The organism is Acetonema longum DSM 6540, from assembly GCF_000219125.1.
In the GTDB taxonomy this organism is placed as follows: domain Bacteria; phylum Bacillota; class Negativicutes; order Sporomusales; family Acetonemataceae; genus Acetonema; species Acetonema longum.
Map to the genome: position 1 here is coordinate 1 of NZ_AFGF01000023.1, position 1,947 is coordinate 1,947.

Genomic DNA, 1,947 nt, shown 5'->3' on the forward strand with positions numbered 1-1,947 from the left:
CTTGCTATTTGGTTTTTCATTCTTCATATTTCTTGATCAATCAAATTCCAGCTTTCCCGCTTGATAACTTAAACCAAGTTCATGAAATGGAAATTTTTTAGTATGATTAATTTTTTCATCCGCAACAATAACCTTATTTTCCTTACGCATAAGAATTGGTTTATCTCCATTTGAAAGCAAAACAGCATCGCCTTCAAGGTTTCGTAATAGTTTACCAACAAAGCGCATTAAATCATTTAGCCAATTGCTATGTGCATGGTAAACATCAAACCAGCATTGGTAATTAAGTTCTAAACAATAATCTTCCTTGGCAAATACAATCTCTTGTCCACCTTTTTTTGCCTTAATAGTAAAACTATCACAAGAAATCGCTAATTCTTGATCTGATTCTCTTAATAAATCTCCACTATTAAGCCAATTTTTTTGGATAGTTTCCTTAAATTCATCAAAACTACATTCTGTACCTACATACAAAACATATATCATCCACTCAGTCCTAACTTATCAGATTAATCTACCAATTTTCCCCTCTTTAATTATAAGCAACTCTTCTAATCCATCAATTTTCCAGTCTCTAAATTGTACTTGCAGACTATCCATTGATCCTTTATAATCTTCCAAATTCAAAACAATCCGACCAGCTTGTTCTTCTGTTTTACCTTTTACAGTGCTCCAAATGTTCCTAACATTTAATGTATCTGGTGAATAAACGTCAAATGCCTTTCCGTTTACTAATAAATCGGGGTTGGATTCTGGTTTAATACCGTATCCATTGCCTGCTTTTGAGTTATTAGGCAACATCTCTATATCGTAACCATTTTTGGCAAGAATATCTGCGGTTTCGTTTTGTCGTGTGATCGGTCGGGGGTCATTAATGTCTGGTTTTTCATAATGACCTCTTGGCTTTCCCCCTTTCGACAATATTGGTTCAGTCAATCCAGACTTAGCCGGCCCCTCAGCAAAGAAGCAGTAGAGATTAAATTTTATAATCCCTCTTCTTTACTGGAAAAAAAGACAGGAGCAAACAAGCTATGGCTATTTCCATTTTATCACAAGTTACTACAGAACAAAACAGACTGCCTAATCCGTCTCATAAGGGCGATATTCGGACTTCGTTTTCATCATCCCGTAAATTATCCGAACTGCCCGGCGCATAATGCAGACTAAAGCCTGGGGCTTGGTCTTTCCCTCCCGGATTCTGCGGAGAAAATAAGTGTGAAACACCGGGTGTCGCGGCTTACCGCCTTTGGAAACCTGGACAAGCTGGACAGCGAGAAAATAGAAGATACCATGCAATACCCGGTTTCCCTGCCGACTGCGCTGCTCTTTGCCTTTGCCAGCAGAGGAAAACAAAACAGGAGCGATGCCTGCAAAGCGGGCCAGCTTATCCGAAGTGGGGAAGCGGTTAATGTCGCCGATCTCAGAAATGATGTGGCTGGCGGTATTTAAGTTAATTCCCGGCATAGTATCCAGTTTGTAGTCAGTCAAAGGCAGGAGGTTTTTTAACTCCCCGTCGATTCCTTCAATGGCCTGCTGTTTGTAGCGAAGTTCATGAATGATGCTTTTGACAATAAAGTCCCGTTCGGGTTGGAATTCTCGGTGAGTATCCCCATCGGCAGCCACCAGGTCAAGAATCGTCTGCGCCTTTTCCATCGAACAAGCATTGCGGCTGACACTCCGCAGCCCATCGGCAAGGGTTTCGGCGGTAACGGCTTGCAAGTGTTTCGGCGAAGGGTACGTCTCCCAGAAATAGAGCGCCGTCTTGCTGTTCACCAAGCAAAAGAACTTCCGGTAACTCGGATAATGATACATCAACTGCCCATGTAGTTGGTTTTGCAGCATGGTAGTCCCTTTCACAAGAGCATCCCGGCGCTTCACCAGTTGGCGAATCGTCCAAAAAATATCCTGGTGATTGGCGTCCGGCAGCTTGTCGATCATATCCCGTAG

The 1,947-nt window shown here is 42.0% G+C and carries 3 protein-coding genes; all 3 read right to left on the bottom strand.

Going from position 1 to position 1,947, the window contains the following annotated elements:
• Positions 1-36: 36 nt before the first annotated feature.
• A complete protein-coding gene (locus ALO_RS03495) occupies positions 37-474 on the bottom strand; it encodes a hypothetical protein (protein ID WP_139025311.1) in 438 nt (145 codons plus the stop codon).
• Between the two features lie 30 nt (positions 475-504).
• Entirely contained in the window at positions 505-936 is a 432-nt protein-coding gene (locus ALO_RS03500; protein ID WP_004092939.1) for a CdiA C-terminal domain-containing protein, read from the bottom strand.
• Between the two features lie 144 nt (positions 937-1,080).
• Positions 1,081-1,947 (bottom strand): IS110 family transposase (locus tag ALO_RS03505; protein ID WP_004092940.1); only part of this gene is annotated, 867 nt, incomplete at its 5' end.